Here is a 25,030-nt window from a genome sequence, read left to right as displayed (position 1 = left end):
CTGCCCGGCACGCTCCGCCAGACCTCGGAGCTGGTGACCATCAACGGGATCGACTGGTTCGGGCAGCCCGCCGAGCGGGCGGTCATCGCGCCGCGTTCCGGCCGGGGGACGGGGCCTGGGCGGCCAGGGCCAGCAGTTCGTCGACCGTCCACTGGTCGTAGGCGTGCTCGCCGTACTTGGCCGCGACGAGCCTGCCGTCGGAGCCGATCAGGAAGTCGGCGGGCAGGCCGAAGCGGCCGCCGTCGGGCAGCAGCCTGGGAGCGCGCTCGCGTCGCCGCAGGACGTCCCAGGTGCCGCGGACGACGGCGCGGAGGACCGTCCCCCACACGCGCGGGGCGAGCAGCGCGCGCCGCGCCGACTCGACGCCGAACTCGGCGTACAGCCGCTTCGCCGGGTCGCCGACCACGGGGAACGGCAGGTCGCCGACGTACTCGCGCAGTTCCTCCGCGGTGGAGTGGAAGACCACGACCTCGCTGATCCCGGCGGCCTCGATCTCGCCGTGCCGCAGCACGATCGAGCGCAGGTGCAGGTTGCAGATCGGGCAGCCGGCGAACCGGCGGAACTCCAGGTGGACGAGGCGGCCGGGGCCGGGGACGGGAACCGGCGGCCCGAAGACCGGGGTCAGCTCCCGCGCGGGGACATGGGAACCGGGTGCCAGATGCATGGGCGGTCCTTTTAGGAGTATGGCGTACGCCTACGAGAGTAAGCGTATGTCATACGCTGTCAAGCGCCATGCCTCGACCACGCTCCCTCAGCACCGAGCGGCTCGCGGGAGCCGCGCTCGCCGTCATCGACCGGGACGGCCTCGCCGGGCTCTCCATGCGCGCCGTCGCCGAGGAGCTCGGAATGAGCACCATGGCGCTCTACCGGTACGTGCGCGACCGCGAGGAACTGGAAGGGCTGGTCGTCGACCTGGTCTACGCCGAGGTCGACGCCGCGCCGCCGCCCGCCGGGCCGTGGGAGGCGCGGATCGAGACGATGGCCCTGCAGCTGCGGGACGCGTTCGGCGCCCACGCCGCGATCATGCCGCTGACGCTCACCCGCAGGCACGAATCGGCGGGATCGCTCTGCTGGGGCGAGACGGTCGCCGGAATCCTCGCCGACGCGGGCTTCGACGGCCCGCGCGCGGCGATCGCGCTCCGCGCGCTGATCGCCTACATCGTCGGCGCGATCCAGCTGGAGCACCTGGGCGGGCTGGAGGGGGAGGGGACCGCCGTGCTCGCCGCGCTGCCCGCCGACGCGTTCCCCCACCTGTCGCGGACCGCGCGGCACGGCCGCCGGATCGGCCCCGACGAGGAGTTCCGCGGGGGCCTGGCGGCCGTGCTGCGCGGCCTGGGCGAAGGCCCGGCCTAACCGTTGCGGGCCCCGTCGCCCGCCAGGTACGAGCGCTGCGCGGCGATGGCCTCGGCCGCCTGCCGCACGATGGAGCCGATCAGGTCGGCGCAGTCCGGCAGGTCGTCGATCACGCCGACGACCTGCCCCGACGCCATCACGCCGAGGTCGGGCCGGCCGTCCACCATGGCGGCCTTCAGCAGCATGGGCGTGTTGGCGGCCATCAGGACCTGCGACCACGACAGGTCCTTGCCGTGCTTCATCGCCTTCCCGTCGGCGATCATCTCCCGCCACGACATGCCGGACAGCTTCTTGAACCGGGCGCCGTTGCGCAGCGCCCGGACGAGCCCGCCGACGCGGCCGGAGTCCTCCAGCGCGTCGACCAGGCCGCTGCGCAGCACGCGGTGCGGCATGCCGTCCACCTGGCGCGTCACCACGGTCTCGCCGGTCCGGAGGTAGACCTGCTTGACCGCGTCCGGAACCGAGCTGTCGGACGTCAGCAGGAACCGGGTGCCCATCGCGACGCCCGCGGCGCCGTAGGCGAGCGCGGCGGCGAGGCCGCGCCCGTCGAAGAAGCCGCCGGCCGCGATCACCGGGATGTCGACGGCGTCCACGACCTGGGGGAGCAGCAGCGTGGTGGCGACGGGGCCGGTGTGCCCGCCGCCCTCTCCGCCCTGCACCAGGACGGCGTCGGCCCCCCAGCCCGCGACCTTCTCCGCGTGCCGCCGCGCGCCGACCGACGGGATCACCACGAGCCCGGCGTCCTTGAGCTTGGCGATCAGCTCCCGCCTGGGCGCGAGCGCGAAGGAGGCGACCTTCACGCCCTCCTTGATGAGCAGGTCGATGCGGTCGCCCGCGTCCCCGGCGTCGGCCCGCAGGTTGACCCCGAACGGGGCGTCCGTGCGCTCCTTGACCTCGTGGATCGCGTCCGCGAGCTGGTCGAGCGTCATCGTCGCCGAGGCCAGCACGCCGAGGCCGCCCGCGTTCGCCACGGCCGTGACGAGCCGCGGCCCGGCCACCCATCCCATGCCCGTCTGGACGACCGGGTGCCGCACACCCGCCAGCCGGGTCAGCGGAGTGTCGAGCACCTGCCCGGCGCCCGCCCCGCTCACGCCTGCTCCTTGCGAGGAGGCGACCCCCTGGTTCGCTTCGCTCATGCCGGGACCTCTCGCTCGCGCAGTCCCTTGGGGTCGAGGACCTCGCGCATGATCCGCAGTTCCTCGGCGTCCGGCAGCCGCGTCTCGGGCACCTCGTCCGGGACGGCGAGCTCGAAGCCGGTGGCCGCGACCACGTCCTCGACGCCCACGCCGGGGTGGACCGAGCGCAGCCGCATCCGCTTCTCGGGGGTCTCGAAGTCGAGCACGGCCAGGTTGGTCACCACGGCGCGGATCTCGTGCGCGCCCCGGTCCCAGCCGACGCCGCTCACCATGTCAGCGTTCTCGGTGAACACGCGCGCCGAGTGCTTCGGCACCCAGTAGCTCGTCGTGTTCAGCAGCGTGTTCCCCGGCCCGCCGCGCACGCCGAGGAGCTGCCGCGAGGGCTGCTTCCAGTCGCCGATGCACGAGATGTTGGTGTTGCCGTGCGCGTCGATCTGGCTCGGCCCCATCACCACGTGCCGCCGCCCGTTCAGGACGAGCCACAGGTGGTCGCGGAAGGGCAGCCAGCCTTCGACCGTCCCGGCCTGCGCGCCGAGCGGGACGGGCTCGGCGCTCAGCGACGGCCCGCCGTCGGTGGTCAGGAGGTCGGGCGCGAACGTCGCGCGCGCCAGCCGGGACCCCAGCATCGGGACGAACCCGGCCACCGCGGCCGCGACGATCTCCCCGTCGCCCCGGAACAGGTCCGCGCACGCGGCCGCGCACACCTCGGCCCTCGTCGCCTCGCTCATCGCGCCTCCTCCCGCCAGACCCGGACCGCGTCCTGGTAGGCGGCCTCGTCGCCGGAAAGGAACCGCTCGCTGAAGGCCGCCCACCGGTCGGGATCGGCCGCCGACTGCGCGTACAGCTTCTGGAACGCCTCGTCCCGCCCGAAGTCGGGCAGGCAGTCGGTGAAGTGCGCGCCGTTCGGGGTCTCCACCACGCCCGCCACCTGCGACCGGCTGATCAGCAGCGACTGCACCGGCCCCTCCTTGGCGAAGTCGGCGGTGTCGACGAGCCGCTCGCACGACACGTACGTCCGGTCGGCCGCCTTGGCGAACAGGTCGTCCATGTACGGGTCGGGGCCGAGGTACTGGGCGTTGCCGCGCGCGTCGGCGCGGTTCATGTGCACCAGCGCCGCGTCCATCCGCAGGGCGGGGACGGCGACGAGCTCCTGCCCGTCCTCGTAGGGCGACCGGACCGTCCGCAGTTCCGGGTTGACCCTCATCACGTCGGAGCCGAGGCCGACCGGGGTGGGCAGGAACGGCAGCCGATGCGCCGCCGCGTACAGCCCGAACATGAACATGCCCTCGTCGTACTCGGTCAGCTCGATGGCCCCGGACTGGCGCGCCTGCCGGAAATGCGGCTCCAGCGGGATCGAGTCCATCGTCACGAACGCGGTGACGAGCCTGCGGACCTTGCCCGCCGCGCACAGCAGCCCCACGTCCGGCCCGCCGTAGGCGACGACGGTGAGGTCGGTGACGGGGGAGCGCAGGATCGCGCGCACCAGCGCCATCGGCTTGCGCCGCGAGCCCCAGCCGCCGATCCCGATCGTCATGCCGCTCTCCAGCGACCCCGCGATCTCCTCGACGGACATCACCTTGGAACTCATCGGCCCCCCTTGGCGACGAAGGCGTCGCGGTGCTCGTCGCCCGCGCCGACCAGGTTCAGCTCGAACGTGAACCCCTGCTCGTAGCGGTAGCTGCGCCTGACGTCGACCGGGTCGATGCCGTTGAGCGACTCCTTGGCGCGCCGGATCACGTACCGGTCCTTCGCGGCGATGCCGGCGGCGACCTCCATCGCCTTGGCGCGCAGCTCCCCGGCCGGGACGACCTCCAGCACCGAGCCGTGGTGGTGCAGCTCCTCGGCCGTGACGTTGCGGCACGTGTAGACCATCGCCCGCATCAGGTGCTGCGGGACGAGCCGGGCGAGGTGGGTGGCGGCGCCGAGCGCGCCCCGGTCGACCTCGGGCAGCCCGAAGTAGGCGTCCCGCGAGGCGATCACGATGTCGGCGTTGCCCGCCAGGCCGACACCGCCGCCGAGGCAGAAGCCGTGCACCGCCGCCACGACCGGGACCTCGCAGTCGTAGACGGCCGCGAACGCCGCGAAGCAGCCGCGGTTGGCGCCGACCAGCGCGGCGTGGCCCTCGGTGCTCTGCATCTCCTTGATGTCGACGCCCGCGTTGAAGCCCCGGCCCTCGGCGCGGAGCACGACGGCGCCGACCCCGGGGTCGCGGCCCGCCGCGAGCACCGCGTCGGCCAGCTCGTACCAGCCCGCGACGGTCAGGGCGTTGACCGGCGGCGCGTCCACGACGATCTCGGCGACCCCGTCCAGGGTCGTGGTGGAGACTCCCATGCGCTACCTTTCCACCAAACATTTGTTAGAACAGACGGTAGCAGAGCCGTCCGGAGGAGGCGGAATGTCATCGGAGCCGGAGGGCGCGGGGTACTCGGGACCGGAGGCGGCATGTCACTGACGCTCGACCTGGAGGGCAGGACCGTCGTGGTGACGGGGGGCGTCCGCGGGGTGGGCGCCGGGATCAGCCGCGCCTTCCTGGAGGCCGGAGCCGACGTGGTCGCGGTCGCCCGCCGCGAGCCGGAGGCGGTGCCCGAGGCCGGAGGGCGGGCCGCGCGGTTCGTCTCGCTGGACGTGCGCGACCCCGACGCCGTGCAGGCCTTCGCGGACGGCCTCGACCGCGTGGACGTGCTCGTCAACAACGCGGGCGGGGCCCCGTACCTGCCGGTGGCCGACGGCTCCCTGCGCACCCACGTCAAGATCATGGAGCTGAACCTGACGGCCCCGCTGATCATGGCCCGCGCGCTGCGCCCGCGGATCATGGAGGCCGGGGGCGGCTCGGTGATCAACATCGGCAGCGTCAGCGGGGTGCGCCCCTCGCCGGGCACCGCCGCCTACGGCGCCGCCAAGGCGGGGCTGCACAACCTCACCCAGTCCCTGGCCGTCGAGTGGGCGCCGCACATCCGGGTCAACACGCTGGTCCTCGGGATGGTCCGCACCGAGCTGGCGCACCTGCACTACGGGGACGAGGACGGCGTCGCCGCGGTGGCGGCGACCGTCCCGCTGGGCCGCCTCGCCGACCCCTACGACATCGGCGCCGCCTGCGTGTTCCTGGCGTCCGACCTGGCGTCCTACGTGACCGGCTCGTCGATGCAGGTGCACGGCGGGGGAGAGCGCCCCGCCTTCCTGGACGCCGCCACCGTCAACAAGGAGGAAACGCGATGATCTGCAAGGACCGGGTGGTCGCCGTCACCGGCGCCGGACGCGGCCTCGGCCGCGCGCACGCGCTGGAGTTCGCCCGGCAGGGCGCCCTCGTCGTCGTCAACGACCTCGGCGTCGCGCGCGACGGCACCGGCGACGCCTCCGAGGGCCCCGCCCACGACGTCGTGCGGGAGATCGAGGCGCTCGGCGGGCGGGCGGTCGCCAGCACCGACGACATCGCCACCGACGAGGGCGCCGCCGCGCTGGTCGCCGCCGCGACCGGCGCGTTCGGGCGGCTGGACACCCTCGTCAACAACGCCGGGTTCCTGCGCGACCGGATGCTGGTCAACCTCGGCGAGGACGAGTGGGACGCCGTCATGCGCGTGCACCTCAAGGGCCACTTCCTGCCGCTCAAGCACGCCGGGCGGTACTGGCGGGCCGAGAGCAAGGCCGGCCGCGCCGTGGACGCGCGCGTCGTCAACACCTCCTCCGGCGCCGGGCTGCTCGGCAGCGTCGGCCAGGGCAACTACTCCGCCGCCAAGGCGGGCATCGTCGGGCTGACCCTCGTGGCCTCCGCCGAGCTCGCCCGCTACGGCGTGACGGTCAACGCGATCGCGCCCGCCGCCCGCACCCGGATGACCGAGGAGGTCTTCGCGCAGACGATGGCCGCCCCCGCCGAGGGCGAGTTCGACGCCATGGCGCCGGAGAACGTCTCGCCGCTCGTGGTCTGGCTCGGCTCCGCGCAGTCGCGGGACGTCACCGGGCGGGTGTTCGAGGCCGAGGGCGGCAGGATCTGCGTGATGGACGCCTTCCGCCACGGCCCCGCCGCGGACAAGGGCGCGAGGTGGGACCCGGCGGAGGTCGGCGACGTCGTCACGGACCTCCTGGCGAAGGCCCCCGCCCCCGAACCCGTCTACGGAGCCGGCTGACCGGCGGCCGCCGCCCGGCGCGGCGGGTCGTCGTCAGCGCGGCCGGTAGTCGTTCAGGTACCAGCGCACCTTCTCGGCGTACGGCCGGACCCGTGCCGGGACGCCGCCCGACTTCACGACCGTCGTGGCGGAGGTGCGGTAGGCGGCGGCCAGGTTCAGGGCCGGGTCGCCCGGCACGTTCTTGAGGTCCTTCCCCCAGTAGCACAGGAACCGGCCCATCGCGGGGATCGACAGCTCCGGGGTGATCTGGGCGGGCCTCGGCTCGGGGTTGTCGAGGCCGCCGGGCTGCCAGAACGCCAGCACGTGCGGCGTCCACCGGGCGATGCCGTACTCGTCGTGCGCCGGGTCGGACAGGTGCGGGTCGTAGCCGCTCTCCGCCTTCAGCATCGCCGCGATCAGCGCCGGGCTCAGCCCGCGCAGCTCGCACCACGTTCCGGCCTGGACGACCAGGTCGCGGTAGCGGGCGGGGACGTCGGACCCCGCCCGCAGCCACTGCCTGTTCCGCTCCTGCGGGGGAGTGCCGCCGTCGCCCCGGTGGGGGAGCCCCGCGAACGCGACGGCGGCCACGGCCACCGCGGCGGCCGCACCGGCCGCCGCCACCGCCGCCCGCCGGCCGCGCCGGTGCTCGCCCGGCGGGCGCCCTCTCGGCGCGAGCGCGCCGGTGCGCGTCTCCCCGGAGGCCCGCGCCAGCGCCTCCCCGAAGTCCGCCGCCGTCGCCCAGCGCCTGTCCCGGTCGGGATCGAGCGCGCGCATCACGGCCGCGCCGACCCCGGAGGGGACCGCGGCCAGGGTCTGCCCGAGCGGGCGCGGGGGCATGGCCGGCGGCTCCCCGGTCAGCAGGTGGTGGGTCAGCGCGCCCAGGCCGTAGACGTCCGCGCGGCGGTCCGGCGCGCCGTCCACCTGCGTCTGCTCGGGCGCCATGTAGCCGGGCGATCCGGCGGGCAGCGTCAGCCTCGACAGGTGCTCCCCGGTGCGCGCGATGCCGAGATCGGCGATCATGATGCGCTCGCCGCCGCCGGGCGCCGACCGCAGCAGCACGTTGGACGGCTTCAGGTCGCGGTGCACGATGCCGAGGTCGTGCAGCTCCTGCACGCCCCGGATGATCTCCTGTGCGGTGCGCAGCGCCTCGCCCGGCGGGAGCGGCCCGCCGGCGAGCCGCTCGGCCAGCGTGCCGCGGTCGGCGTAGGTCATCACGAAGTAGGGCCGGCCGTCCGGCAGCTCCCCGATGTCGAAGACCTGCACCAGCCGGTGCGAGTCGGCGCGGCGCAGCAGCCGCGCCTCCTGGACGAACCGGTCCCGCACGTCGGTGCGCAGCGTCCAGTGGCCGGCCAGGATCTTGATCGCGACGGGGGAGTCGAGGTCGGGGTCGTGCCCCAGCCAGACCGAGGCGAAGCCGCCGGATCCGAGGTGGCTGTCGATCCGGTAGCGCCCGGCGGCGATCGGGGTCTCCACGTCTCCCAATCATGAATGACGGGCCGGGCCCGGCGCAGTGGCTTTGGGTGAAGGATCAGGCGCGGATCGTGGCCGGGGCAGGAGGAATGCGGCTTACCGGCACGGCGTTGTAAGGGCCGGATAATGGATCGCACTGGCCGGGGTGTTCCGGCTACGGTGCGAAGGTTGTGGGGTGAGCGGGGCCCTGGGGGCCTGGAACCCTATCCTTGTCGATGGTTATGGGGACGAGTGTGGAATCGCCGCTCGCCGGCCTGCGCGCGCGCCTGCCGCAGTTGATGCTGCGCGACCAGCACCGGCTGCGCCGCAGGATCGACGGCGCCCAGAAGACGCGGGACGCCGCGCGCCGGGCGAAGGTCGCCGAGGAGATCGCCGCCGAGGTCGAGGCCGCCGAGCGGCGGGTCGAGCGGCGGCGTCTCGCCGTGCCCGAGATCACATATCCGGCGCAGCTGCCGGTGTCGCAGAAGAAGGGCGACATCCTCGCCGCGATCCGCGACCACCAGGTTGTGATCGTCGCGGGCGAGACCGGCTCCGGCAAGACGACTCAGATCCCCAAGATCTGCCTCGAACTGGGCAGGGGCGTGCTCGGCTCCATCGGCCACACCCAGCCGCGGCGGCTCGCCGCGCGGACGGTCGGCGACCGCATCGCGGAGGAGCTCGGCACCGAACTCGGCGAGACCGTCGGCTACAAGGTGCGCTTCACCGACCGGTCGAGCGACGACACGCTCGTGAAGCTGATGACCGACGGCATCCTGCTCGCCGAGATCCAGACCGACCGGCTGCTGCGCCAGTACGACACGCTCATCATCGACGAGGCGCACGAGCGCAGCCTGAACATCGACTTCCTCCTCGGCTACGTCAGGGAGATCCTGCCGCGCCGCCCCGACCTCAAGGTGATCATCACCTCCGCGACGATCGACCCGGAGCGGTTCTCCGCGCACTTCGGGGACGCGCCGATCGTGGAGGTGTCCGGGCGCACCTATCCGGTCGAGGTCAGGTACCGCCCCGTCACCGACCCGGACGACCCGTCCGCCGACCCCGACCGCGACCAGGTCCAGGCGATCGTCGACGCGGTCGACGAGCTCGGCCGCGAGGAGCCCGGCGACGTCCTGGTGTTCCTCAGCGGCGAGCGGGAGATCCGCGACACCGCCGACGCGCTCACCAAGCACTTCACCCGCCGGCGCGGGACGACCGAGGTCCTGCCGCTGTACGCGCGGCTGTCGTCGGCCGAGCAGCACCGGGTGTTCCAGCCGCACCGCGGGCGGCGGGTCGTGCTCGCCACCAACGTCGCGGAGACGTCGCTGACCGTCCCCGGCATCAAGTACGTCGTCGACCCCGGCACCGCGCGCATCTCCCGCTACAGCCACCGGCTGAAGGTGCAGCGGCTCCCGATCGAGCCGGTCTCGCAGGCCTCGGCGAACCAGCGCAAGGGCCGCTGCGGCCGCGTCTCCGAGGGCGTGTGCATCCGGCTGTACTCCGAGGAGGACTTCGAGTCCCGCCCGGAGTTCACCGAGCCGGAGATCCTGCGGACCAACCTCGCGTCGGTCATCCTGCAGATGACCGCGCTCGGCCTCGGCGACATCGCCGCGTTCCCGTTCGTAGAGCCGCCCGACCGCCGCAACGTCAAGGCCGGCGTCGAGCTCCTGCACGAGCTCGGCGCGATCGACCCCGCCGAGAAGGACCCGCGCAAGCGCCTCACCCCGCTCGGCCGCCGGCTGGCCCAGCTGCCCGTCGACCCCCGGCTCGGGCGCATGATCCTGGAGGCCGACCGCAACGGCTGCGTCCGCGAGGTGCTGATCATCGCGGCGGCGCTGTCCATCCAGGACCCGCGCGAGCGTCCCGCCGAGAACCAGCAGGCCGCCGACGAGCGGCACCGCCGGTTCGCCGACCCCGGCTCCGACTTCCTCGCCTACCTGAACCTGTGGAACTACCTGCGCGAGCGGCAGGCGGAACTGTCGGGCAGCGCGTTCCGCCGCATGTGCAAGAACGAGTTCCTGCACTACCTGCGCATCCGCGAGTGGCAGGACCTGCACGGCCAGCTCAAGCAGGTCGCCAGGTCCCTCGGCGTCACGCTCAACACCGCCGACGCGCCGCCCGACCGCATCCACACCTCGCTGCTCGCCGGCCTGCTGTCCCACATCGGGCTGATGGACGTCGACAAGAAGGACAAGCAGCGGCGCGGGCAGGAGTACCTCGGCGCCCGGGGCGCGAAGTTCGCGGTGTTCCCGGGGTCGTCGCTGTTCAAGAAGCCGCCGCGCTGGGTGATGTCGGCGGAGCTGGTCGAGACGTCCCGGCTGTGGGGGCGGATCAACGCCCGGATCGAGCCCGAGTGGGTCGAACCCCTCGCGCAGCACCTGGTGAAGCGCAACTACAGCGAGCCGCACTGGTCGAAGAAGCAGGCGGCCGTCATGGCGCGCGAGAAGGTCACCCTCTACGGGGTCCCGATCGTCGCCGACCGCCGCGTCAACTACGGCGCCATCGACCCGGCCCTGTCGCGCGAGCTGTTCATCCGGCACGCGCTCGTCGAGGGCGACTGGGAGACCCACCACCGGTTCTTCCACGACAACCGCGCCCTGCTGGACGAGGTGGAGGAGCTGGAGCACCGCGCCCGGCGCCGCGACATCCTCGTCGACGACGAGACCCTCTTCGACTTCTACGACGCGCGGATCCCCGAGGACGTCGTCTCCGGGCGGCACTTCGACGCCTGGTGGAAGAAGGCCCGGCGCGCCGACCCCGACATGCTCGGGTTCGAGAAGTCGATGCTCATCAACGAGTCGGCGGGCGGCGTCAGCGAGTCCGACTACCCGGACGTGTGGCAGCAGGGCGCGCTGCGGCTGCGGCTCACCTACCAGTTCGAGCCGGGCACCGACGCCGACGGCGTCACCGTGCACATCCCCGTCCAGGTCCTCAACCAGGTGCGGCCCGCCGGCTTCGACTGGCAGGTGCCGGGCCTGCGCGCCGAACTGGTCACCGAGCTGATCCGGTCGCTGCCGAAGCAGCTGCGCGTCAACTTCGTCCCGGCGCCCGACTACGCCCGCAAGATCCTCGACCGCGTCGCGCCGCGCACCGAGCCGCTGCTGGACGCCCTGGAGCGCGAGCTGACCGCGATGACGAGCGTGCCGGTCGCGCGGGAGGCGTGGGACCCGTCCCGGCTGCCCGCCCACCTGCGCATCACCTTCCGGGTCCTGGACGCGGCGGGCCGGACCCTCGGGGAGGGCACCGACCTGGACGAGCTGAAACGCCGCCTCGCCGGGAAGGTGCGCGGGACGCTGTCCAAGGCCGCGTCCACGATCGAGCGGTCCGGGCTCACCGCGTGGACGATCGGCGAGCTGCCCCGCACCTACGAGCGCAACCAGGCCGGGTACGACGTCAAGGCCTATCCGGCGCTCACCGACGAGGGCGACGCCGTCGCCGTCCGCATGTACGAGACGGAGGCCGAGCAGCGCCGCGCGATGTGGCTCGGCACGCGGCGGCTGATCCTGCTGAACGCGCCGTCGCCGGTGAAGCTCATCCAGAGCCGCCTGACCAACCAGGGCAAGCTGGCGCTCAGCCACAACCCGCACGGCTCCATCGCGGCGCTGTTCGACGACTGCGTCACCGCCGCCGCCGACCGGCTCATCGCCGAGGCGGGCGGGCCCGCGTGGGACGAGGACGGCTTCCGCGCCCTGTACGACCGGGTCCGCGCCGACCTGCACGACGCGACGGCCCAGATCGTCGCCCTGGTCGAACGGATCCTCGCCGAATCGCACGAGATCGACCGGCGGCTGCGTGGTACGGCGAGCCTCACGCTCGTGCCCGCGCTCACCGACGTCCGCGGCCATCTCGGCACGCTGGTGCGGCCGGGGTTCGTCACCGCGACCGGCTGGGCCCGGCTGCCGGACCTGCCGCGCTACTTGCGCGCCCTGCAGGTGAGGCTCGACAAGCTTCCCGAGAACCCGGGACGCGACCGCATGCTCGCGCACCAGGTCGAGGTGCTGGCGCAGGAGTACGACCAGGCGTTGCGCCGGCTTCCCCCGTCCCGGCGCGAGGAGGAGCCGGCCCGGCAGATCCGCTGGATGCTGGAGGAGCTGCGGGTCAGCCTCTTCGCCCAGCAGCTCGGCACGCGCTTCCCCGTCTCCGACAAGCGCATCCGCAAGGCGATGGCCCAGCTCTAGACGGGCGTGCGCGCGAACAGCTCCAGATGCCCGCACCGGCGGCACCGTGATCATGTCGGGTGATACTGGGACATGGCCTTGCGGGAGTACTATCCACCGATCGAGCCCTACGACTCCGGGCTGCTGGACGTCGGCGACGGCGACCGCGTCTACTGGGAGACCTGCGGCAATCCCGACGGACTGCCCGCGGTCTTCCTGCACGGCGGGCCCGGAGGGGGGCTGCTGCCCGACCACCGGCGGTTCTTCGACCCGGCCCGGTACCGCGTCGTCCTGTTCGACCAGCGCAACTGCGGCCGGAGCCTGCCCGGCGCGGGCGACCCCGCGGTGCCGCTCGACCGCAACACCACGCCGCACCTGGTGGCCGACATGGAGCGGCTGCGCGAGCACCTGTCGATCGAACGCTGGCTCGTGTTCGGCGGCAGCTGGGGGAGCACCCTCGCGCTCGCGTACGCGCAGACGCACCCCGACCGGGTCGCCGCCATGGTGCTGCGCGGCATCTACCTCGTCCGTCCGTGGGACGAGCCGTGGGGGCTGACCCCCACCGGCGCGGCGCGGCTGTTCCCCGCCGAGTGGGCCGCGTTCCGGGACGCGATCCCGCCCGCCGAGCAGGACGACCTGCTGGCCGCCTACGGCCGCCGCGTCGGCCACCCGGACCCGGCCGTCCGGCTCCCCGCCGCCCGCGCCTGGGCCGCGTGGGAGATGGCGGCCAACACGCTCCTGCCCGTCCCGCCGCCGGAGCTGGACGACGCGGTGACGGTGGCCTTCGCCCGCATCATGCACCACTACATCGCGAACGGAGGCTTCCTCCCGCCCGAGGGGCTGCTCGGGGGCGTGGACCGAGTCCGGCGCATCCCCGCGGTGATCGTGAACGGGCGCTACGACGTGAAGACGCCGCTGGAGCAGGCGTGGGACCTGCACCGCGCGTGGCCGGAGGCGAGATTCCACGTCGTCGAGGACGCCGGGCACGGCGGCGGCGAGCCCGGCACGCGGGACCGCCTCATCGAGGCCACCGACGAGTTGGCCGCTCACTTTCCGGCGAAGTGGGCGCCCCCACATGTACCACCCAAGTCACTGCAGTGACGGGCGGGGGTGCGTAAGGTTCATTCCATGCCTAACAGCGATGAGCGCGACAATAGCGGCCCCGAGGAGACGGCCGCGGCTCCCCAGGGCGCGGTCTCCGAGGGCACGGCGCACAAGGGCACGGCGTACCAGGGCACGGGGGCCGGAACGCCCGCCGAGACCGCGGTCGCGCGCATGGGCGACCCGGTCACGGTCTGGCCGTGCGCCAACTGCGGTCGCCCCGTCCCGCAGCCGGTCGGCGCCGCCCGCACCGTCCGCTACTGCCAGGACAACGACGGCGCCTGCGCCCACGAGGCGCGCGAGCGCCGCGACCGCGGCCGGGACGCGCCGGGCCTCACCGGGCAGGTCGCGTCGGCGTGGGAGATCGTCGAGCGGATGGAGCGGGCCGCCGACGCGCTCGCCGACTCGCTGACCTCCGAGCTGAGCGTCGCCGGCGTGGAGCGCCGCGTCGCCGAGGTGCGGGCCGAGGCCGCCCGCGAGCTCGCCATCGCGCAGAGCGAGCGCGACGCCTCCCAGCGCAAGGCCGAGGAGGCGTGGCACGAGGCCGTCTCGTCCCGCAAGCGCGCCGACACGGCCGAGGGGGAGGCGAGCCGCGCCCGCGAGGAGGCCAGGCTCGCCACCGCCAAGCGCGACGCCGCGCAGCAGGCGTGGGAGGAGGCCCACCAGATCGCGCAGCAGTCCATGACGGCCAAGCTCGCCGCCGAGAGCGAGCGCGACCGGGTCGCGGCCCGAGAGACCGAGCTGCTCGCCGCGCTGGAGGCCGCCCGGGCCGAGCTCGTCGGCCTGCACGCCAAGCTCGCCGAGGCGGAGAGCGCCGCCGAGACGCAGCGCGTGGAGGCCGCGGTGGCCAAGCAGGGCGCCGAGGACCTGCGCAACGCCATGCGCGACACCGAGGCCCAGCGGCAGCGCGCCATGCAGGCCGCCAGCAAGGCCGAGGCCGAGCGCACCACCGCGATGCGCGCCCAGTCGGAGGCCGAGGCGGAGGTCGTCCGCGCCAACGCCCGCGCCGACGAGGCCGCCAAGGAGCGCGACACCGCGCTGTCCCAGGCCGCGGCCGCGACGGCCGAGCGGGACGAGCTGAACGCCAAGGTGAACGACCAGGCGGTGCAGCTGCGGCAGCTGTCGCAGTCGGTCGCCGAGCAGCAGGCCGCCCTCACCGCACTCGCCGAGGAGCGCGACGCCGCCCGCGCCGAGGCCGACCGCGCCCGCCGCCAGATCGACCAGCTCACCCACAACACGCTGTCGTCGAACTTCCCGCCCGGGGGGCGGATGTCAGGCGGCGGCCACCCGGCGCCCCCGCCCGGCGTGCCGCCCACCGGAGCCCCCGCCCCGGGCCCGGGGCCCGGCATGCCGCCGGGCCCGCCGCCGATCGGCGGCCCCTTCCCGGGAGGCGCCCCGGCCCGCCCCGGCGCGCCCGCGCCCCTCGGGGCCCCCGTCCCGAACCAGCCTCCCGTCCCGAACGGGACGCCCGCCTCGACCACCGGCGGCCACCTCGCCCCGGGCGGCAACCCCCCGAACCAGGTCCGCCCCCTCAACGGCGCGGACCGGGAAGACCCCCTGTTCACCGGCCCCTGACCGTCGACGCCCGGGCCGGCCGCGCCGTCCCGGGCTCAGCCGAGGCCGGCCACCAGAAGCAGAGCGAGCGCCAGCGCCGCCACCGAGGCGGACATCAGGACCTGGTCGCGCTCCTTCGCCGCGGTGCGCCGCGGCGCGGGGACCCTCCGGCGGCTCCGCCCCATGTCCACCGCGGCGCGGCGGGCGTGCTCCCAGTAAGCCCCCGTGTACACGGCCAGCGCCGCCAGCCCCACGATGAGTAACCCGTCTCCGCGCATCGATCGGCCTCCCGTTTTCCGCGGAAGCTCAGATTGAACAGCGGATCCGGCGCGCGTGACAGTGTCGGACGACACAATTCGCCGAAACAGGCGGACTCGGGCGGCTGCGCCGTCGGAACGTCAGCCGGACGGTCAGCGCCCGAACGTCTCGGGATCGACCTCGATCCAGATCTGCTCGGCGCGGCCCAGCAGCCGCCCGTCGGCCCCGTACAGGGCCGTCGCCGCGTGCATCTTGCGGCCCTCGCGGCTGCGCGCGAACCCCATCACCACGCACCGCTCGCCGGCGTCCGGCACGTCCATGACCTGCGCCGTCATCGTGCCCAGGACCGCCGGGCGGCCCGCGACGTCGAACGACCAGCCGCCGGGGCAGTCCAGCACGGCCCACACCAGCTCCCGCTCGGGCACCCGCTCGGGGATCCACGGCGCCGCGACGGTGCCCTCGGCGACGGGGCCCGGTTCGAGCCGCAGCCCGTCGCCGGGCTCGCGCTCCGGCCCGCAGACGAAGCAGCCGGGGAACGGGTGGTTCTCCGCCGCCCGGTACTTCTCCGCCGCCTTGAGCGCCTCCTCGAACGGGACGGCCGCAATGGGCGGCACCACGATCGCGCCGGCCAGCGCCTCGGCGACGAGCCGCTCGCCGTCCCAGAGCCGCGCGCTGTGCCCGCGCTCGTCCTCCACCGTGACGGCGAGCTCGGTCTCCAGCGGCGGCGGCCGCCGCAGCGTCACGGTCACCGTGTCGATCGGCACCCGCCCCGCCAGGCGCCCCGCCACGTACCCGCCGTTCCCGGACCCCTCCGGCCCGTGGAACCGCCTCTCGATGATCATTTCTATGTCCCCCGTGCTCACGTACACCAAACCAAAACGGGACCGATCATATTGAGCCCCACCGACATCCCACCCCCCGGGGGTAGCCGGGCGCCGCGCGCGCTACACGGCCCGGGAAGGCTGCGGCCTGCCCGGACGGGTGGTGAAGAAGACCGAGAGGGAGCCCCGCAGCCGGGCGCGGACGGTGTCCTCGTCGACGGGGCCGTCCGCGGGGACGGGGGTCCGGTCGAGGGCGCGGGCGATGAGCAGGTCGACGTTCCGATCGGCGACGAGGACCGAGCACGTGTCGCACCCGTACCAGGGATAGAGCATGTTGAGGACGGCCACGGCGGTGTCGTCGTCCGACAGGTGCGTGGTGTCGAGCTCGACCTCGAACATGTCGGTGTCGTCGGGATCGAGCGTCGGGTAGTAGAGCCACTGCGGCGCGGCGACGCCGCAGAAATCGCATACCCGGTCGAGCGGGGCGGGTTCTCCGACCGCGAGCTCCAGCTCGTGGTCCCACGGCTCCACCCGCCGGTTGTGGCGGTAGCCGACGCCGTCGAGCGTGCCCTCGCGGTTGTGCGTCACGTCGTGCACCTCGCCGCCGCAGCGGGCGCACATGAAGCCGAGGTCCTCCATGTCCCTCCCCGATCCCTGGGGCACCGGCTCTCACAGTATCCGGCCGGACGCCTCGCTCGTACCAGGCCGCGGCGTTCGGGTACGGTGATGACCCTTCACCGACGCATCCGCCCCGGCGACCCCGGTCTCCCGCGTCCGCACGCCGCACATCTCCCGCGTGCCCACATACCGTGCTCTCGAACGGGAGGTCCCGTGCCCGACGTCGTGCTGAACGCCGACAAGATCGATCTGGTGCGCGAGCGGCGGACGCTGCTCGACCGCGTCACGCTGACGGTGCTGCGCGGCGAGCACTGGGCGCTGATCGGCCCGAACGGGGCCGGCAAGAGCACGCTGCTCGGCGTCCTCGGCGCCTACGCCCACCCGACGCGCGGCACGGCGGAGATCCTCGGGCGCCGGCTCGGCCGCGTGGACGTCCAGGAGCTGCGCAGGCTGATCGGGCAGGTCAACCCGCGCCACCCCCTGGAGTCGGCGCGGACGGTCCGCGAGATCGTCCTGACCGGCGCGACGGGCACCATCGAGCTCGTCCCGCGCTGGACGCCCGCCGAGGGGGAGCTGCGCCGCGCGGACGAGCTGATCGCGCTGATGGGCCTCACGCACCGCACGGACGCGCGCTGGCCGAACCTCTCGCAGGGGGAGCGGGGACGCGCGCTGATCGCGCGGGCGCTGATGCCCGACCCGCCGCTGCTCCTGCTCGACGAGCCCGCCACGGGCCTGGACGTCGCCGCCCGGGAGCGGCTGCTCGCCGCCCTCGACCAGCTGCGCGCCGAGCGCCCCGACCTGACCACCGTGCTCGTCACGCATCATCTGGAGGAGCTGCCGGTCAGCACCAGCCACGCGCTCCTGCTGCGCGAGGGCCGGGTGCTCGCCTCCGGACCCTCCGGCGAGGTCCTCACGACCGAGCTGGTCAGCGCGTGCTTCGACCATCCGATCACCATCAGCCGGCACGACGGGCGCTGGGCCGCGACCGCCGGACGGGTCTGACCGGCCGTCGCGCACTCCCGGGGCCGGCTAGCCGCCGGCGACGCGGTGCTTGGCGAGATGGGCCAGGACCGCCTGGTTCGCCTCCCACCCGTCCGGGAACTTGACCGGCACGCCGAGGTGCACCGGCTCGGCGGACGGATGCGCGTCCAGCAGCTCGGGGATGCCCGCGCGCGCCACCACGACGCACGCGTGGCGGTGCCGCGACGCCAGCACGCACAGCCGTCCCGACTCCAGGTGGAACGCGGTCGCGTCGCGGCGCCCCGACAGCGGGTGCAGCACGACCGTCACGTCGTACTCGCGGCCCTGGAGCCGGTTGGCGGTGTCGACGGTGATGCCCTCGCCGTGCGGGCCGAGCGCGGCGCGGATCGCGGTGACCTGGTCGCGGTGGGCCGCGCCGATCGCGACGCGCGCGGCGTCCACCGGTTCGGAGCCCAGCTCGGAGTGCGCGACGGGGCCGCGCTGCAGCAGCCGGACGGCGAGCGCGGCCGTCGCGCGCACGGCTTCGGAGTCGGTGCGCAGGGTGTGCCGGGCGGGCAGCTCGTAGAGGGCCCACCCGGTGGCCGCCGCCTCCTCCAGCGCGTGGTCGTAGGTGGTGCCCATGCCGCGCGCGGCGAACTCCAGCCTCCGGTCGCCCGGGCCCGTCCCGGCGCGGAACCCCGTGAACGGGTAGAACGCCTCCGACACCACCGGCGCCGCCGACGCGGGCAGCCGCCAGGACACCGGCAGCCGGTGGACGGGAAGCTCCGGGTTGTGCGCGAGCAGGACCGACACGGCGCTGCGCATCGGGTCCCAGGTCAGGCCCGCCCAGCGTTCGACCTCGACGGTGGAGAAGGGGTCGAGCTGGCCGGGGTCGCCGACGAACAGCGCCCGCTCGAACCGCCCGGCGATGCGCAGCAGCAGGTCCGAGCGCATCTGGTACGCCTCGTCGACGATCGCCCACGGCCACGACCCGTCCGAGAGCGTGGCCCACTTGGCGCCCGTCGCGATGACGACGGTGCGGTCGGCGAGGTCGTCGGCCTTCTGCGCCACCCGCACCGACGGGTGCGCGATGACCCGCTCGGACGGGACGTAGCCGGACGCCGACAGCCGCCCCAGCGTGATGCCGGGATGCTTGGCGGCGATCCGGTCGATGAGGTCGTCGACCTGCTCGTTGGTCTGCGCCACGATCATCAGCCGCTCGCCGGCCTCGGCCAGGTGCGCGGCCGCGCGGACCACCAGCGTCGACTTGCCCGCTCCCGGCGGGGAGTCGACCACCACGCCGCGGTGCCCGCCGCCGAGGTCGGCCAGGACGCCGTCGACGACCCGCGCCGCGGCCTCGCCGGGTTCGAGGGGCGGCTCCGGGGCCCGCGCCGCCACCGGCGCCAGATGGCGGCCCGCGTGTCCGGTCACGACCATTCCTCTTCGGCGTCCTCGTCGGTCGGCACGTACTCGACGGGCGGCCCGCCGTGCGTCCACGGCGTGTCCTCCCGGTCGGGGAACCTCGCCACGCCGAACGAGCCCTCCGTCAGCGAGGTGAAGCACACCCGGTCGCCGACCTCGGGGACGGCGCCCGCCTCGGGGGTGAGCTTGCGGCCCATCCCGCCGGTCAGCTCCAGCAGCACGCCGCCGTCGTCCAACTCCACGATCCTCCCCTTGAGCGCCGGTCTGGCGGCGCTGCACACGGTGGTGCCGACGTCGAGCCGCACCGGGTCGCGCGTGCCGACCCGCAGCAGCGGGCGCAGCTTCGGCCGCTTGCCCGTCTCGTCCAGCCGGGTGGGGTCGCACTCGGTGACCGTTCCGCCGAACGCCTGGCCGGCCAGCCGGTGCTCGGCCATCACCAGGGGATCGTCGAACGCCCGCTGCGCGTCGTAGGCGTCCTGCGCGCGTTCGAGGTCGTGCAGCCGCCGCGCCGCCCGGACGGGCGGGTCGCGGCGCGCCTGAGGATACGCCTCGCCGAACGTCTGGTGGTAATAGGTGAAGGCGTCCCGGTCGCGCTCCCAGCGGCGCGGGACGCTCGCTCCCTCCGGCAGGGCCCGCAGCAGCTCGACGGCCCGCCACATCAGGTCCCAGGTCGGGGTGAGCTGGCTCGCGACCGCGGCGCGCAGCCGCTCCTCGGCCGCCGGCGCTCCGTTCGACCGGTCGTAGCCGGCGATCGCGGGGGCGAGGACCTCGTTGTCGAACGTCGGGTCGGTCGTCGGGCCCGCGGGCGGGCAGACGACGGGGTCCTCGGCGCGGGCCGCCGCGGCGGGCCCGTCGAGGCCGTCCGGCGGGTCGATCCAGCCCATCAGCGCGGCGAGGTTGCCGTCCTCCAGCGAGCTCTGGCCCGTCGCCCAGTGCAGCCGCAGCAGCTCGGTCGCCGCCCCCAGCAGCGACGACCCCGGATGGTCGTGGCGGTCGGCGAACCACGTCAGCCACCGGCCGAGCACCGGCACCGCGGGGTCGACCGCGTACGGGCCCTCGGTGCTGCGGAACCGCGTCGACCGGCCCACCATCCGCAGGAACGCGACGCCGCCCCGGTTCGGGACGAGCAGCTGCGGCGCGTCCCCGTACCGGATCCGCTCCTCGCCGTCCTTGCCGGGCGGCAGCTCCTCGACCGGGCCCCGGCTCGTCTCGATGTGGTTCAGGACGAGCTTGGCGAGGCTCGCCGCGAAGGCGAACCGCAGGTCGCGGTTGCGGGGCTGCGGGACCACGAGCAGGGTCGCGTCGCCGGGGTCGCTGCCGAGCATCACGGCCAGGGGCGCCGCCGCCTCCCCGGCGAGCTTCAACGGGACGAGCACGAGCGGGGCGCCGGAGACATGCCAGTGCCGCACGGTCGCGAGCGGCTGCGCGATCCCGGCGGCCGCCGCCTGCAACCGCGCGAGCGAGGACAGCGCACTCATGGGCGGATCACGCGGCCCCGTGCAGCGCCTCGTCGCGCAGCCGGGCCGCGGCGCGCAGCTGCTCGGCCGTCTCGGCCAGGTCGTCGGAGGGATGCAGCGACCCGTCCGCCAGCGCGAGCGCGGCGCCGATCGTGTCGATGCCGCCGAGGTCGTCGCGGACGGACCGGCCGAGCGCGCCCGTCGAGCCGCACGCCCGCGCCTCGTCCCGGCAGAACAGCGCCATCTCGCAGCCCGCCATGCACTCGGGCGCGTACCGCGCCTCGACGGCCCGCACGGACTCGGCGAGCGCGTCCCCGGGCGCGAACGTCAGGTCGTCCGGCAGCTCGGCGAGGATGTCGTCGACGCGGGTGAGGCGCGCGAGCTGCCGTTCCAGGACGGCGAGCTGGGGACGCACGTCCAGCGGCGTCGCGGTGGGCCGGTTCGAGAAGTTCTCCGGGCAGACGAGGAACACCTCGTGCGACACGCGCGCCGGGTCGTGCCCGAGCTCGGCCGCCAGGCGCCGCAGCGCCAGCACGTACACCGCCGACTGGCGGGCCGCCGCCGCGACCTGCTCCGGCTCGGCCTGCCCGTCCACGACCGCGAACGACTTGATCTCGATGACGTGCATCCGGCCTTCGAGCTGGAACGCGATCACGTCCGGCTCCAGGTAGGCGGGCCGCCCGGCGATCTCCAGCCGCAGCAGCGGATGGTCGAACAGCGTCCCCTCTCCGGTCTCCAGCGCGCGGGCGACCAGCCGCCGGGTGCGCGAGTGCCGCAGCTCCCGGCCCTCGTTGCCCGCGACCACCTCCAGGTCGTCGTAGGCGACCTCGGGGACGGCGAGGCCGAGCCGCTCGCGCAGCAGCGTCAGCAGCTCCGCGCAGCCGTCCGCCTTCACCTGCGCCTCGAACGCGTTCCCGCGCGTGATCGCGAACTGCGACTGGCCGAACGGCGCGGGGAAGCCCAGGGCCCGCGCGACCGCGTCCTTGTCGACGCCCGCCGCGTCCATCACCCCGCGGCGGGCGCAGCCCGGATTGGACGTGAGCGCGGCGATCGTGCGGGCGTCGTGGTTGCGCGGGGGCGCGTCGCCGCGCAGCCGGTCCAGGTCCGGCGCGGTGTCGGTCATCGGTCCGTCTCTCCGTTGATGGCGGGGCGCCGGCCGGGATCCCGCAGGGCCCGCAGCCGGGTTCCGAACAGCCGTTCGGCGTCGTCGAGCCGCTCCCGGGCGCGTGCCGCGGCCGACTCGCGCCGCCGCCGGTCCGAGGCGCGGTGCACGTCCAGCTCGGCCCGGGCGGCCTCGGCGAGCACGGCCGGATCGACTGTACCGACCGTACCGGTGGCCGCACCGGGAATGTTGGACGCGAAACGCCACAGCAGCCGCTGCACGTCCGGCGACGGCGACCCGCGCCCGGCGTGCTCGGCCAGGCGCAGCGCGCAGGTGAGGAAGTCGGTGCGCGGGCTGAGCGGCCCGACGACGCGCTGCTCCAGCGGCCACGTGCTCACGGTGAGCAGGCCGCGCGCGGGCGCGAGCAGGTCGGCGGTCAGCGCGGCGCACAGGTAGTAGGGGCGCGCGTACGGCGCGGTGCGGAAGGAGCGCTCCTCGTCGCGGCGCAGGCTCGTCAGGCTGCTCCCGGGGATCTCGCCGGGGAAGAACGCCGCGTACACCGACCCGATCAGCTTCGGCGCGGCGGGCGCCCCGAGCAGGGTGAGGGCCTGGTGGACCTGCTCCCGGACGGGCAGCAGGCCGCGCGGGCCGTCGTGCGCGTCGCGGCGGGCGCCGGACCCGGTGGTCTCGCCGAGGACGGCGTCGTCCCACGCCGCCTCGCCCCGGCGCAGTTCGGCGCGCAGCTCGCGGGCCCGCACCCGGTCGCCGGCGGCCATGGCCCGGCGCACGGCGGCGCGCAGCTCGGTGATGCGCGCCTCCAGCTCGTCGGGGGTCGGGACGCCGGGGGGCCGGGACATGCGGCAGACAGTACAGGTACTTCCCGACACTTCCAGTGTTTTCCAGTTTTGTGGGGTCCGGACGGGGTCAGCGCGGCCTGCGCCACACGAGGGAGTAGCGCCACAGCAGGTGCCTGCGGAACACGGCGCCGGGCAGCAGCCGCAGCGCCTCGTCCCGCACCTCGCCCCACGTCATGTCGGGGTCCATGACCGGGGCGTCGGGGTCGCCCGCGCGCCGGCGGTTGCGGAACCGGTGGAAGTAGTGCGCCGGGAGGCCGGCCGCCGCGTACGCCCGGTCGCGCGGCCCCTTGTTGCTCGCCAGACCGATGACCACCAGGGTGCCGCCCGGCCTGACGGCGCCGCGCATCGCCGTCAGGCCCTTGACGAAGTCCATGTGGTGGATGGCGGCGACGCTGCAGACGAAGTCGTAGAAGTCCTCCGGCAGGTCGTACTCGAGGAGGCCCGCCTCGACGAAGTCGACGTTGCCGACGCCCTCGCTCGACCGCGCCGCCTCGGCGACCATGTCCGGCGACCGGTCGAGCCCGGTGACGTGCACCGCGCGGGGCGCGAGGCGGCGCGCCAGCAGGCCGTCGCCGCAGCCGACGTCCAGCGCCTCGCCGCATCCGCGCGGCACGTTGCGCAGCACGACGCCGTGGTAGTGCGTGTTGTGGTTCCAGTAGTCGCCGGTCATCGTCACCGCCGGGTCAGGAGCGCGGGTCGCGGCGGAGGGGGTGCCCCTCCGGCACCTCCACAATAACGATCTTGACGCCGTCGGGGTCCTCGATCCACATCTCGACCAGTCCCCACGGCTCCTCGCGCGGCTCCCGCGTGACGCGGGCGCCGGCGGCCGCGAGCCGGTCGTGCTCGTCCCGGACGTCGCGGACCTGGAGCCAGAGCATCGGCGACGACCCGGTCCGGCCGCCGCCGTGCCCCGACACCTCCAGCAGGCCCGGACCGAGGAAGAACACCACGCCGGGGGAGTCGGCCGGACCGAACTCCCGGTACACGGCGAGTCCCAGCACGTCGCGGTAGAAGCGCTGGGTCAGCGCCGGATCGGCGGGGCGAAGCAGGATGCGGCTGCTCAGTACGTCCATGGCACCATCCTGACCCCGGCGCCGCCCGGCGCGCGTACCGGCGCGCCCGCCCGCGCGAGTCGGCCCGGTGCCGGCCCGGCTCAGTCCGCGAAGCTCGCGCGGTAGGTGGCGGCCATGTCCTCGTCGCCGTGCCCCTGCTCGATCGCGCGCCGGAAGCGCTCGCCCGCCGCGTCGTTGACGTCGACGCGGACGCCCGCCGCCGCAGCCGAGTCGTGGATGAGCCGGGTGTTCTTCTCGGCGTTGCGGACCGCGAAGCTCGGCTCGAAGTCGCCGTCGAGCATCGCCTTCATCTTGACCTGCAGGTAGGGGCTGTCGAGCGGGCCGCCGGTGAGGACCTCGCCGAGCAGGGACGGGTCGAGCCCGAGGCCCTTCGCCAGCGCCACCGACTCGGCGACGACCGACGTCAGCGAGATGGCGTAGCTCACGGCGGCCAGCTTGAGCCGGGTGCCCGCGCCGCCCGCGCCGTCGTCGTCCAGCCACACCGTCTTGCCGCCGACCGCGCCGAAGACCGGCTCCAGAACCTTGCGCACGTCCTGCGGCCCGGCCGCGAGGATGATGAGCTTGCCCTGCTCGGCGGGCTGCTTGGTGCCCTGAACGGGCGCGTCGACGAACGCCAGCCCGTGGCCGTCGGCGAACCGGGCCAGCCGGGGCACGTCCGCGACGCCGACCGTGCCCATCTGCGCCCAGACCTGCCCGGCGCTCAGCCCGGGGGCGGCCTCGTCCATCACCGCCAGGGCGGTCTCGGCGTCGTTCAGCATGGTGATGACGACGTCGGCGTCCCGCACGGCCTCGGCGGGGGAGGCCGCGACGGCGGCGCCGTCGGCGGCGAGCGGCTCCGCGCGGGCGGCCGTGCGGTTCCAGACGGCGACCCCGTGGCCGTTCCGCAGCAGGTTGCGGGCCATCGCGGCACCCATGATCCCGGCGCCGAGCACTGCGACCTGAGTCATCTGCCCCTCCTTATGGACTGTTCGATACATAATCGTGCGGGACGAGGCTCGCACATCGCGGTCCGATCCGCATCCGCAGGGTCCTTACCCGCCGGGAGGGCGGGATGCGCCGCCGCGCCGTCCGACCGTCGCGGCGGCCGGTCAGCCGTAGGCGGGGCTGTCGCCGGGCGCGTCGGCGTACACGGCGGTGTAGGGCACGGCGAAGGCGTCGAGGGTGCGGTCGAGATGCGCCGACCACCAGCTCACGAGCGTGGCGGGAGCGCGCTCGCCCGCGCCGTCCTCGCCGAGGTAGCGGTGCCGCAGCGGGACGACGTCGCAGAGCCGCTCCCACCATTCGCGGTGCACGGCCGACTGGATCTGGCCGGCGTCCAGCGGGAAGGCGGAGCGGTGCCCGCGCACGAACGCCTGGACGCGGTCGAGATCGAGGCCGCGATCGTCCTCGCAGGCGAACAGCCGCGCCGCCGAGCGCACGACCTCCCCCGCGACCGGGCCCGTGGTGAGGCCGTCCCAGCCGAGCACGGCGGTGACGTTGCCCGACCCGCCGTAGCGGAGGTGCTCGGCATGGAACGAGCCGTGCAGGTGCCCGACCGTGCTCACCTCGATGTCGGGCGGCTGGTGCCCGGCGAACTCGGTGAGCAGGGCGCGGCGTTCCCGCAGGCGGCGCGCGG

Annotated in this window: 23 protein-coding genes and 1 pseudogene; 7 read left to right on the top strand and 17 right to left on the bottom strand. The window is 74.5% G+C overall.

The genetic code is table 11. The features are described from left to right. Window positions 1-82: 82 nt before the first annotated feature. A complete protein-coding gene (locus tag AB0C69_RS13565) occupies window positions 83-664 on the bottom strand; it encodes a peroxiredoxin-like family protein (RefSeq protein ID WP_360353282.1) in 582 nt (193 codons plus the stop codon). 68 nt (window positions 665-732) lie between these two features. On the opposite strand from AB0C69_RS13565, the gene AB0C69_RS13560 reads away from it, so the two are divergent. After that, on the top strand, window positions 733-1,353 hold the full coding sequence (locus AB0C69_RS13560) for a TetR/AcrR family transcriptional regulator (protein WP_360353280.1): 621 nt from the start codon (window positions 733-735) through the stop codon (window positions 1,351-1,353). Here the strand turns inward: AB0C69_RS13560 and AB0C69_RS13555 are convergent. The 4 genes from AB0C69_RS13555 to AB0C69_RS13540 are packed head-to-tail and all read right to left on the bottom strand — an operon-like array spanning window position 1,350 to window position 4,820. After that, entirely contained in the window at window positions 1,350-2,444 is a 1,095-nt protein-coding gene (locus tag AB0C69_RS13555) for a nitronate monooxygenase (RefSeq protein ID WP_353834730.1), read from the bottom strand. The genes AB0C69_RS13560 and AB0C69_RS13555 overlap by 4 nt on opposite strands. A 41-nt stretch (window positions 2,445-2,485) precedes the next feature. Beyond that, entirely contained in the window at window positions 2,486-3,217 is a 732-nt protein-coding gene (locus AB0C69_RS13550; protein WP_360353277.1) for a CoA-transferase, read from the bottom strand. Further along, the gene (locus tag AB0C69_RS13545) at window positions 3,214-4,077 is read right to left on the bottom strand and encodes a CoA-transferase (RefSeq protein WP_360353275.1); all 864 of its coding nucleotides are present in this window, start codon (window positions 4,075-4,077) and stop codon (window positions 3,214-3,216) included. The genes AB0C69_RS13550 and AB0C69_RS13545 overlap by 4 nt, the downstream gene beginning before the upstream one ends. After that, on the bottom strand, window positions 4,074-4,820 hold the full coding sequence (locus AB0C69_RS13540; RefSeq protein ID WP_345187400.1) for an enoyl-CoA hydratase family protein: 747 nt from the start codon (window positions 4,818-4,820) through the stop codon (window positions 4,074-4,076). The genes AB0C69_RS13545 and AB0C69_RS13540 overlap by 4 nt, the downstream gene beginning before the upstream one ends. Before the next feature lie 111 nt (window positions 4,821-4,931). On the opposite strand from AB0C69_RS13540, the gene AB0C69_RS13535 reads away from it, so the two are divergent. Then, window positions 4,932-5,705: an SDR family oxidoreductase gene (locus tag AB0C69_RS13535; RefSeq protein ID WP_353834733.1), complete on the top strand. Its 774-nt coding sequence runs from the start codon at window positions 4,932-4,934 to the stop codon at window positions 5,703-5,705. Next, entirely contained in the window at window positions 5,702-6,610 is a 909-nt protein-coding gene (locus tag AB0C69_RS13530; RefSeq protein ID WP_360353272.1) for an SDR family oxidoreductase, read from the top strand. Before AB0C69_RS13535 ends, AB0C69_RS13530 begins: the two co-directional genes overlap by 4 nt. 33 nt (window positions 6,611-6,643) lie before the next feature. Here AB0C69_RS13530 and AB0C69_RS13525 read toward each other — a convergent pair whose 3' ends face one another. Next, window positions 6,644-8,062 carry a serine/threonine-protein kinase gene (locus AB0C69_RS13525; RefSeq protein WP_360353270.1) on the bottom strand — a complete coding sequence of 473 codons (1,419 nt, stop codon included), beginning with the start codon at window positions 8,060-8,062 and terminating at the stop codon, window positions 6,644-6,646. A 218-nt stretch (window positions 8,063-8,280) separates the two neighbouring features. Here AB0C69_RS13525 and hrpA point away from each other — a divergent pair, with 218 nt between their 5' ends. From hrpA to AB0C69_RS13510, 3 genes are all read left to right on the top strand, one after another. Further along, window positions 8,281-12,213: an ATP-dependent RNA helicase HrpA gene (gene hrpA / locus AB0C69_RS13520; protein WP_360353268.1), complete on the top strand. Its 3,933-nt coding sequence runs from the start codon at window positions 8,281-8,283 to the stop codon at window positions 12,211-12,213. Window positions 12,214-12,291: 78 nt separating this feature from the next. Then, on the top strand, window positions 12,292-13,293 hold the full coding sequence (gene pip / locus AB0C69_RS13515; RefSeq protein WP_360353284.1) for a prolyl aminopeptidase: 1,002 nt from the start codon (window positions 12,292-12,294) through the stop codon (window positions 13,291-13,293). 27 nt (window positions 13,294-13,320) lie between these two features. Further along, entirely contained in the window at window positions 13,321-14,868 is a 1,548-nt protein-coding gene (locus tag AB0C69_RS13510; protein WP_360353266.1) for a chromosome segregation ATPase, read from the top strand. Window positions 14,869-14,903: 35 nt separating this feature from the next. On the opposite strand, the gene AB0C69_RS13505 is transcribed toward AB0C69_RS13510, so the two are convergent. The 3 genes from AB0C69_RS13505 to AB0C69_RS13495 all read right to left on the bottom strand — a co-directional run bounded on the left by AB0C69_RS13505 (window position 14,904) and on the right by AB0C69_RS13495 (window position 16,565). Then, window positions 14,904-15,125, bottom strand: a complete 222-nt coding sequence (locus AB0C69_RS13505; RefSeq protein WP_345186060.1) for a hypothetical protein — start codon at window positions 15,123-15,125, stop codon at window positions 14,904-14,906. Window positions 15,126-15,257: 132 nt separating this feature from the next. Then, window positions 15,258-15,947, bottom strand: a complete 690-nt coding sequence (locus AB0C69_RS13500; RefSeq protein WP_345186057.1) for a hypothetical protein — start codon at window positions 15,945-15,947, stop codon at window positions 15,258-15,260. Window positions 15,948-16,049: 102 nt separating this feature from the next. Beyond that, window positions 16,050-16,565, bottom strand: coding sequence for a hypothetical protein (locus AB0C69_RS13495; RefSeq protein ID WP_360353264.1), 516 nt, complete (start codon window positions 16,563-16,565; stop codon window positions 16,050-16,052). A gap of 192 nt (window positions 16,566-16,757) precedes the next feature. On the opposite strand from AB0C69_RS13495, the gene AB0C69_RS13490 reads away from it, so the two are divergent. Next, a complete protein-coding gene (locus AB0C69_RS13490) occupies window positions 16,758-17,546 on the top strand; it encodes an ATP-binding cassette domain-containing protein (protein WP_353832642.1) in 789 nt (262 codons plus the stop codon). Window positions 17,547-17,573: 27 nt separating this feature from the next. Here the strand turns inward: AB0C69_RS13490 and AB0C69_RS13485 are convergent, their stop codons facing one another. The 8 genes and pseudogenes from AB0C69_RS13485 to AB0C69_RS13450 all read right to left on the bottom strand — a co-directional run. After that, complete coding sequence (locus AB0C69_RS13485) at window positions 17,574-18,935, bottom strand: AAA family ATPase (protein ID WP_360353261.1); 1,362 nt, start codon at window positions 18,933-18,935, stop codon at window positions 17,574-17,576. After that, window positions 18,932-20,404 carry a hypothetical protein gene (locus AB0C69_RS13480; RefSeq protein ID WP_360353259.1) on the bottom strand — a complete coding sequence of 491 codons (1,473 nt, stop codon included), beginning with the start codon at window positions 20,402-20,404 and terminating at the stop codon, window positions 18,932-18,934. The genes AB0C69_RS13485 and AB0C69_RS13480 overlap by 4 nt, the downstream gene beginning before the upstream one ends. Before the next feature lie 7 nt (window positions 20,405-20,411). Further along, the gene (locus AB0C69_RS13475; RefSeq protein WP_360353257.1) at window positions 20,412-21,506 is read right to left on the bottom strand and encodes a hypothetical protein; all 1,095 of its coding nucleotides are present in this window, start codon (window positions 21,504-21,506) and stop codon (window positions 20,412-20,414) included. Beyond that, the gene (locus AB0C69_RS13470; RefSeq protein ID WP_360353255.1) at window positions 21,503-22,342 is read right to left on the bottom strand and encodes a hypothetical protein; all 840 of its coding nucleotides are present in this window, start codon (window positions 22,340-22,342) and stop codon (window positions 21,503-21,505) included. Before AB0C69_RS13470 ends, AB0C69_RS13475 begins: the two co-directional genes overlap by 4 nt. Before the next feature lie 67 nt (window positions 22,343-22,409). After that, window positions 22,410-23,012, bottom strand: a complete 603-nt coding sequence (locus AB0C69_RS13465) for a class I SAM-dependent methyltransferase (protein WP_345186040.1) — start codon at window positions 23,010-23,012, stop codon at window positions 22,410-22,412. A gap of 13 nt (window positions 23,013-23,025) precedes the next feature. Continuing rightward, on the bottom strand, window positions 23,026-23,415 hold the full coding sequence (locus tag AB0C69_RS13460) for a VOC family protein (RefSeq protein ID WP_345186038.1): 390 nt from the start codon (window positions 23,413-23,415) through the stop codon (window positions 23,026-23,028). An 80-nt stretch (window positions 23,416-23,495) separates the two neighbouring features. Next, window positions 23,496-24,362: an NAD(P)-dependent oxidoreductase gene (locus tag AB0C69_RS13455; protein WP_360353252.1), complete on the bottom strand. Its 867-nt coding sequence runs from the start codon at window positions 24,360-24,362 to the stop codon at window positions 23,496-23,498. Between the two features lie 141 nt (window positions 24,363-24,503). Continuing rightward, window positions 24,504-25,030: pseudogene (locus tag AB0C69_RS13450) on the bottom strand (aminoglycoside phosphotransferase); the annotation flags it as partial.

This window comes from Actinomadura sp. NPDC048032 (assembly GCF_040653175.1).
GTDB lineage: Bacteria > Actinomycetota > Actinomycetes > Streptosporangiales > Streptosporangiaceae > Spirillospora > Spirillospora verrucosospora.
Note: the sequence above shows the minus strand (reverse complement) of the source record. Positions and strands in the feature narration are given on the sequence as shown.